The 8,478-nt window shown below is 41.4% G+C and carries 6 protein-coding genes and 1 pseudogene; 2 read left to right on the top strand and 5 right to left on the bottom strand.

Features of this window, described 5'->3' with window-relative positions; all coding sequences use genetic code 11:
• Positions 1-125: 125 nt before the first annotated feature.
• Positions 126-1,100, bottom strand: coding sequence for a replication initiation protein (locus tag ACP69U_RS13275; RefSeq protein ID WP_426138769.1), 975 nt, complete (start codon positions 1,098-1,100; stop codon positions 126-128).
• Between the two features lie 307 nt (positions 1,101-1,407).
• Positions 1,408-3,561, bottom strand: coding sequence for a MobA/MobL family protein (locus tag ACP69U_RS13270; protein ID WP_426138768.1), 2,154 nt, complete (start codon positions 3,559-3,561; stop codon positions 1,408-1,410).
• A gap of 287 nt (positions 3,562-3,848) precedes the next feature.
• On the opposite strand from ACP69U_RS13270, the gene ACP69U_RS13265 reads away from it, so the two are divergent.
• Both ACP69U_RS13265 and ACP69U_RS13260 read left to right on the top strand, forming a co-directional pair.
• A complete protein-coding gene (locus ACP69U_RS13265; RefSeq protein ID WP_426138767.1) occupies positions 3,849-4,322 on the top strand; it encodes a hypothetical protein in 474 nt (157 codons plus the stop codon).
• Between the two features lie 66 nt (positions 4,323-4,388).
• Positions 4,389-4,715, top strand: a pseudogene (locus tag ACP69U_RS13260) (type I restriction-modification system subunit M N-terminal domain-containing protein); the annotation flags it as partial.
• A gap of 35 nt (positions 4,716-4,750) precedes the next feature.
• Here the strand turns inward: ACP69U_RS13260 and ACP69U_RS13255 are convergent.
• The 3 genes from ACP69U_RS13255 to ACP69U_RS13245 all read right to left on the bottom strand — a co-directional run bounded on the left by ACP69U_RS13255 (position 4,751) and on the right by ACP69U_RS13245 (position 8,294).
• Entirely contained in the window at positions 4,751-5,899 is a 1,149-nt protein-coding gene (locus ACP69U_RS13255) for a catalase family protein (RefSeq protein ID WP_248957068.1), read from the bottom strand.
• A 58-nt stretch (positions 5,900-5,957) separates the two neighbouring features.
• A complete protein-coding gene (locus ACP69U_RS13250) occupies positions 5,958-7,532 on the bottom strand; it encodes a Dyp-type peroxidase (protein WP_083499711.1) in 1,575 nt (524 codons plus the stop codon).
• 129 nt (positions 7,533-7,661) lie between these two features.
• Positions 7,662-8,294, bottom strand: a complete 633-nt coding sequence (locus ACP69U_RS13245; protein ID WP_223808438.1) for a hypothetical protein — start codon at positions 8,292-8,294, stop codon at positions 7,662-7,664.
• Positions 8,295-8,478 lie beyond the last annotated feature (184 nt).

The following is an 8,478-nucleotide window of genomic DNA, read 5'->3' as shown; positions in this document are numbered from 1 at the left end:
GTGGTCGATGCCAATCCGTAACTGGACGTCTGCTCTGAATCGTTTTATGATTATGTTTGATGACCGTATCAGTAAGCATTTAATCTAAAGGGCAGTTACACAGAATATGGGATGGGCTCAAAATATTAGTGTTTAACCTTTGGCAGATAGCTCTCTAACCCTTTATTGGGCTTGTTAAAGCTTTCAGGCTCTCGCTGTATAATATTTATCATTTCGCGCTTAAATGCCTCATTTTGCATTTTGCCGTCATAACTTAGGCCTGGATGATTATTATAGTCATTCATAAACTGCACGTTATCAACAATAGACTGTATGGTAGCTTGTGACAGAGTGCCATCTTCACTGGTTAGTTTGTCTAATGTTTTCCGATGGAATTTGAGCGTTAATCCCTCGTAACCTTTACCTCTACTCTTTTTTTTATATTCCACACTAACTTTATAATTTGTACTTTCGTTAATCTCTTCTAATGCTTTATCAATCACATATTTCCGAAGTTCACTAAATTGCTTGTACTTGCCTTTTATACCCATGACATATTTAAAATCTTCAAGTTCATACGCCTTACTGTATTGATACTGTCCAATCCAACATACTATTAATTCATATAAGCGTATTGAGTGTATGCTTGATAGCTCACTGATCTCTAACAACTTATATTTAGTAAAATTTGCTTTCAATTGTGTCAAATACGGCAATATATCCTCTGCAAAAGTTAGCGTAATTTTGCCTGTATTTGGGCTAAATAGAGCACTACTAACAAAGCGAGTACGCAATACTTCATTGTCCGGCAGTGCGATACTAACTTCCCTTTCAAACAAGCGGTTACTAGCTTGCTCAATATCACGGTAGATATTTTTTGCGTTGCTATCACGATAAAAAAGCTTTTTTATTTCGTCAGCAGTAATAGTAAATTTAGTTTGTTTACTGATATTTGGGGCATCAGGTCGGCTATCAATTTGGCTAATACAAGTTAGTAAAAGCTCTTTTTCTTTTGTTGTCATCGTATAAGTAGCAAGAACTAAATCATTTGACTGTACTACTAAGTTACTTTCCATTTTATATTCCACTATTTCTACGTTTACTGTAATTTCACATGACATAAACTATCATAAAAATAGTAAAATAAATAGCTATCTTTAAATCACTCTTTTTTTGGCTCATTTACTCTTTTTTTGGCTCATTTACTCTTTTTTTGGCTCATTTACTCTTTTTTTGTTATGCAACATATTGATTATAAAGAAGAAAAAAAGCTCTTAAACAGGAGTAAACAGGAGTAAACAGGAGTAAATAAAACCCTTCAAAGAAACGGTTGATAAAAAATTCTGTGGATAAGTAAAAAAAGCATCACTTAAACGAAATATTGTACTTAAGTGATATCTCCTTCATTGACAGTTTTTTAGGATTAGATTAGGGACTAAATCCCCGACTGGGTGTATTAACTTTATCCAATTGATACTGATAAGACTTTAGACCGCTCTGTATTGCTTTGTGTTGGCTTTCAGACAGCTTTCCGTCATATTGCTTAGTAAACGTCTCTAGAGTGGTTTTAAGAGCCTCTGAGTAGGTTTTACGCTGGGTTCTTGGTAACGAGTTCACATCACGAAACGCAAGTTTGAACTGCTCACAGGTTTTATCCAAGGTATTTGCTAAATGTTCTCTAGCAACCTCTCTTGCCTCAGCTGGGTAGTTATCCTGATTGATGTAATCCGTTAATCCTTTTGTATAGCTAAATGATGAGATGATGTCCCGAGTCATTCTGCCAACCTCTCCTGCGCTACCGCCCAGTTTGTCAATGATACTGGTATTAAATGCCGCTCGTTTTTGATCGATATTGTCTCTGAAATCTGTAAAATGCTTGATAAGCGCTAGATACTGCTCACGTTCAGCGTTAGGATCACGCAACAGCTTGATAATGGCTTTGTTGTTTTCAACCAGCGTGTAATCAAAACGTTTGGCCACTTGGCGTAAGTGCGCGGTAAATTCCACCGCTTTATCGTGGTCCTCAATACCATGGCGCTGTGCAAACTCGCTGAGTTGCGCCACTTGCCGTTGATCAAATTTATCAGGGGCGTCAGCCGCGGTTTCTCCTTGCGCCCAGTTGATGGCCATCGCCTCACGATGACGTTGTATCAAGCGCATGGCTAAGTGCAGCTTCATACGTTCAACATACTCAAAGATTCTCTCATCTTCGTAACGGTTTTCTCGAGTGTCTCGATTAATGCGTCCTTGCTGTCGATCAAGTCGAGCAGCTCTTGCTCGTCGTGCGTCGTCATCGAAGGGGCTGGGGGCTGCTTTTGCTCGCTCTGCAATGTCTCGATGGATGTCTTGAGCGATTGATTCGCTGTTTGCAGCTCTTTTTGTGTTTGCAGTAACCCACTGTTTTGAGAGATCAATGCGTTGTTGTGCTTTTTGGCTTCTTTCGTCTGTTCCATTAATCCACTTTGGTAGGTTTTCGCATCGTTTAACTGCCCAAGCAATGCCTGATTTTGCGTCTTCAATGCATCGTTTTGTGTCGTCAACTCGAGCTGCCGTTCTATGAGACTGTCCTGTGCAGTATGCAATGAGATTGTCTGAGCTTCTAGAGAGTTGTTTTGTAAAATCAGCTCGCTGTTTTGTGCCTCCAATGCTGCCAGGTAGTCTTGCATTTTTCTCAGTTGCCCAAGCAAGTCCGTTTCTAAGTGCGCTAATTCGTCGCTCATTGTCTGCCTCCTGTTTGATATGGTTGTCAGCCACCAATTTGTTGCGTGCTTTGATGGCACGGTTGGTATTACCTTTTTCGGTCGTGATGCCTCGGCGCTCCATGGCCGTCGCCTCCACGCCCATTTTAATGGTGGGCTGCTGATCAAGCCCCTGATCCTTATAACTGCGCGCATCCATCAGCGGTAGATGATATTCGGCCAATACCTTATTGGCGGTATCTACCCACATCTCCCGAACACGCTTAATCTCCTGCATCGATGACGGCAGATCATGCGCCTTACGTTTTTTATTGGACCACTCAAACGGGGTCTTAAGCTTTGGATCAAATGCCAAGGTTTTATTTGGTCCAATGGTAGGCGCTCGAGTAGTGACTAAAATATGCGCGTGAAAATTACGGGGATCAGGGTTCTCCTCACCCTCACGCAAATACTTCGAGCTTGGCGGTACATTAGGATCAAAAGGCAATTTCATCACCGGACGATGGATACACACATCCGCAATCACATCCATATCGTCGCAAAGCTTTTGGGCAAAGCTTATAGCCAGTGAATGGCGCTCTTCTTCAGACAACTCATGAGGCAAATTAATCAGCCACTCACGCGCCACCCGACTGTCCGAACGTGTCTCTGCCGCTTCAGCGGTATTCCAAAGCGTTTCTCTATCCACACTCACTCCTAGCGCTTTTAATGAGAACGGTAAGACGATATCGCTACTCATCACCCCAGACTTTTTACTATAGTCATGGGTCTTGCCATATTTGGCATCATCAAGCACATCGCCAGCACGATAGGCCGCCGACGCCACTGCCGACTGTCCTGCTTTTCGAGAAATCGCCTTTGTTGCAATGTGTACCATTGTCATAAAAAGTCACCTGCTATTTTTGCTTTTTGCACACCACCGCTTTTCGTGGTGTGCGGGGTTTGGGGTTTCCCCAACGAAGAAGGATTCAAAATTAAGACAGTAACGAAGTGGATAGATTGAATTTTGAGTCGTTACTTCGCCCTTAGTCAGGGAGACGCCACCATTAAATAATAAACTAAGCTATCTAAGGTTTAGGATGTAATTGTGTTAAAGCTTATCACAAGTGATTGAATGATAGTAAGGTGCTTGCTATGCTGAGTAAAATTTAATTGATAAGGATAAATCTAGTGTCAGTATCTAATAATAAAGCGCCACTGTCTATTTTTGATAATCAAGATTCTAATGAGTTAAAAGAACGTCAACGGTTAGAAGAGTTAAAGCGTAAAGCAAAGCTGCAGCAAGTGAAGCTTGATAAGCGATTAAACAAACAAAAAATATTGATGGGCGCTTTTTTAGGGCAAGTGTTAGCAGGAGAGAGTGAGGATGAAAAATTTATTCAAAATTACTTTGCGAAAAACTTTCCAGCGTTTTTAACCAGAAAGTCAGATAAAGAGTTGTTTGCAAGTATGGTGAAAAGCTTGGGGGGTGATATTGGCCTAGATGAAGAGGCAGTTAAAGCTAATGATCAGCCAACTGAGCAGGAGCATGGACAACATAAGCAACCTGATGATACGGAATATACGGATGATGACATCCGTGAGTTGTTCTCAAATCAGCAGATTGATGCGTTAGCGCCCCATGATGACGGTTATCGTGGATAATGTATTTTTAGTTAGGCACAATGTGCGTAAGTTTTAGTCTCTTATTTTTTTACAGGATTTTTTATCATGACAAGTACCCAACAACGTGCGGAACTGCATCGACAAATTTGGCAAATTGCAAACGAGGTTCGTGGCTCAGTCGATGGGTGGGACTTTAAACAGTATGTGTTGGGGACTTTGTTCTATCGCTTTATTAGTGAAAACTTCTCCAGTTATATTGAGGCGGGGGATGAGAGTGTTAATTATGCCGCTCTTCCTGATGACGTGATTACTGCTGATATTAAAGACGATGCGATTAAGACTAAGGGTTATTTTATATACCCAAGTCAGTTGTTTGCTAACGTGGCTGCCAATGCGCATAGAAACGAGAACTTAAATACGGATTTGACGGCAAGGGTCATACGCTTTAAGGTTCAATTTAGACATAGTTAAAAGAATGACTTATCAAAGGTTTCTTTTAAGCTCTTAGGCTCGCGGCGTTTAACGTCATTCAGTTTATGACGAGTCTGCGAGGCTATTTGATATGCTTTTAGACGCGACTGTTGCAAATTACCAATCGGACGGTTTTCCTCTAAGCAACGAAATGGCGTAAAAGACAAGCTTTCCATAATATCAAAATGACCGTCATCAGGCACATCTTGGCAAGGAATCGTCAGCGTTGCTACCGTCACAAATGGCGCATCAGATTCTTTCCATTCGGTGGTTATCTCTTCAATCGGCTGCTTTTTTAGATGACGACAAAGCTGAATTTGGATATCAAACTGATAATCATGCTCGCGTATCTCATCGATAATCAGCGGGCGAATCGCTTCCTCGCGTGCATTCACATCAAGCTCACGACGGGTAACTTTTTTAGCCGCTGCTTTGGTTGGCGTGACTCTTATCTTCGCCATATAGTCGCCATGACGCACCACACCTTGTGAATGGAAATCATAAAGTAAGGTGTTTTTTGGCTCAATCGTTGTAAATCCACCAACTGCTTTAAAGGTTTTAAAAGATTCTTTGGTCGGTAACCTTGAGCCATAGTTGGTTAACCAATTAAAGGCCAATTGCGCTTTACCTCTTGCGCCTTTTTCAGTGTATTTTGGTAGCTCTAAAAACAGCTTAGAGATATAAGCATAATCTTCGATTCGATTACAGAAAAACACCGGATGATTGATCAAATTAAAATCAAAGTTAGTGCTGTCTTCTTCGCCTGGCGCGAGTTTTTCACCTGCTACATCAAAGACCTTAATCGCTAAGCCTTGCGCTAAGCCAAGCTTACTATCAGGCGAAACACGCGAGGCACCATTAGAAAAACGGATAACGGCATCATGAATGCCTGATTTGGCATAAAAACCTTGCGCGTATTCAGCAGGCAGATTGTCTAATATCTCAAACTTGGCTTTAAGGGCGCAGTAGCCTTTGGCATGAGCATCGCGCGTATGATAATCGATGTTGCTGGCTTTATCACTTCGAGCGATATAGTTTTTAATATCGTCGGTAATGGTGCGGATATTACGTTCGTCTTCTGCGCTCAGTTGAATATATTTTGCATCATAAGGCACATATTTAGTTTTGAATAATTTTTTTAACATTTTTCAATCCTTTTTTATAAGTAGCTGTTCTTGTAAATGAAACGGTATTTTTAAACTTTTAAGACAATTCACTAATCCATTCTAATGCCGATAAGCTTGGGATAAATAAATACTCACCGCCGTACAAGGTATTGAAGGTTTCGATACCGTGATAGCGCTGACGAATAGGGTCAGCAGGTACGGTAAAGGTATCGGCAGCTGCGTCTTTATCGCCATGATGGACACCAAGCATCGGATCTTTTTCTTCTCCTAAGCTCATAAAATTACCATCATTGATCCACTGCGATTGTAAAAACTCAACGGTCTCCATAGCATGGGCGTTGATACCAATAAAGAATAACCCGCGCTCTTTGCCATCATCCTCAGTTACATCGGGCGACAATGCCTCACCAAAACCAACGCTGCGTCTAACAATACGATGCAAACGCACATCAGATAAAATAAAGTCTTTGCTGTCTCTTGGATTCATACGCCTAGCATGCGCGCCAAATGGACATTTTTTACCATAAGGGTCATCTTTATAGCCAAAATTATTGTTGCGGTTGGGGTCATCGCCCAGTTTCTTATCATCGTGCTCAGGAGATAAGACTAAAGGTGCACCTGAGCGCCAACGTCCCCACATTTTTGCGCCCAGTAACTCCGCTTCTTCGTCACTCTGCGTATTATCTTTTAGAAATTTATTAAAGGCGGCGACATGACTGTTATAGGCACGCAATACCATAAATGAGCCGTTTTTGCCCAAGACTTCTGGCTGCGGCATTGGCGCTATCGTGCCCGCTTCGCCCTTATAACCTAATACAAACTCGCCTGCTGCTATCGCCTCACCGTCAAGACTTGGCGGCGTTTGAATACCGCTGCCTTGAATCTCTGGATTACTGATACCATCGCGATAGCCAAAGACGTTTTTGACGTTATTGTCTGAACCGAAAGTATGCTCCATAAGAATTTCAATATCGCCATTGGCGGGATTATCTTCATTGATATACGACTGAATATTGTCTTGCAGCTCCTTTAGCTTTATTTGCCATTTCTCTTTACTATCAGCAATAATGGCCGCACCGACATGGATATCGCCTTTATCACCAAAAGGGGCAGCCCAGTTTTCTGGGGCATTGATATCGAAATCCCGCAGCTTTTCTGCGCGCTTCGCCATACCTGCTTTAAAGGATTCTGGAAAGCTATCCAATGACGACCGCGGCACGCCGAGCGCCTCTAAACCATCATAAGTCATGACAATAGATAGCGTCGCTTGCATGTCTTTATGCCACGCCTTACTGCCAGTCACGTCAGGCAAAACGGTTTTGAGTAGTTGGCGCCCAGCTTCTGCATTATTGATTTTCAGCGCAACGATTGTTCCATAATAAGGCGTTGGTCGGTCGCGTAAAATAATGGATTGAATGTCTTCTAGCTGCATGGTGACGGTATTTGGATTAAAGACGCCGCGTGCTTTATTCGCTAAAGTCTCGATACCGTCGCCGACTTCTTTTTTAATATCTGCTAACCAAGATTCAACATTGCTATCTACGATACGATTGCCAAAGTCATCCTTTAATTCATGCAGTTTGCTGGTTAAAGGATGATTATCTTTTGAAGTACTATCATTTTTATTATTATTTCCAGTGTTTTTACTCATTGTTAACCCTATTTTTATCATTGTCTGAGTTTACTTTGCCTTTACCTTTTATATCACCCAACCCATTTAAAAATGGTGATATAAAAGAATGGCATAAATTAGTAATATCTTATTGTTTTATCACAAACTTTAAGACTGTGCTTCATCCAGCGCTTTATTAATGCCTTTAACGATGCGGTCTTGGCGGCGAATATCTTGAATAGTCAGATGCGGAACTCCTACATACCAACCAGCGGCAGTGATTTGATGATCTAAAATGAACTGTTTGACACTCGGGTCTTTAATGCCAGGCCAACCTTCAACGCTACCGAATAAAATATCCATCAGCTCAGGGATTTTGGTTGCAAAGTCGTCGATATAAGGGTCCCAATCGCCATCATAAGCAGTACAAAATAGCACTCTAGTATCATCATCTAAAAATACAAAGCGCAAATCGTGCAACGTCCCAACCCGCGTGGCACCTTTTAGATTGCCGCCAGCGATTTTTAAAATTTCCTTTAGACGCTCTGCACCGCCTTCTTTTAGAGGTGCGATAACCGTTAACTCTGAAACCTTACCTGATTTAAGCCCTTTCTCACCGGCAGTGGTCGTTGAATGATCGTAGCCATCCTCCCCGCCTTCTTTTATATTGGCCATCAGAAGGTTGGCACGCAGCTTAAAAGCATCGATGGACTCAGTGATTCTGTCTTTTAGATCTTCAGAGTTATCGATAACAGGTTTTTTATTTTTTTTAGCATTATTGTTTTTAGAATCAGTACTCATAATATTCGTCCTTATAATTTGGAAACGCCTTATAGAAAGATATCTTCTAAAAAGATACCTTGTACAAAATAGACCTCTTGCAAAAGTAGCAGAGGGTTTTACAATAACTAATACATTCACAACTAGCTAAGAACCATGCCAAACATAGATAAGCTACTCGAACAAAATAACGCAGGCTTCAAAC

Source organism: Psychrobacter sp. TWR1-1-1, assembly GCF_049895865.1.
In the GTDB taxonomy this organism is placed as follows: Bacteria; Pseudomonadota; Gammaproteobacteria; order Pseudomonadales; family Moraxellaceae; genus Psychrobacter; species Psychrobacter immobilis_A.
The sequence above is the reverse complement of the archived record's forward strand: the minus strand, read 5'-3'. Positions and strand labels throughout refer to the sequence as shown.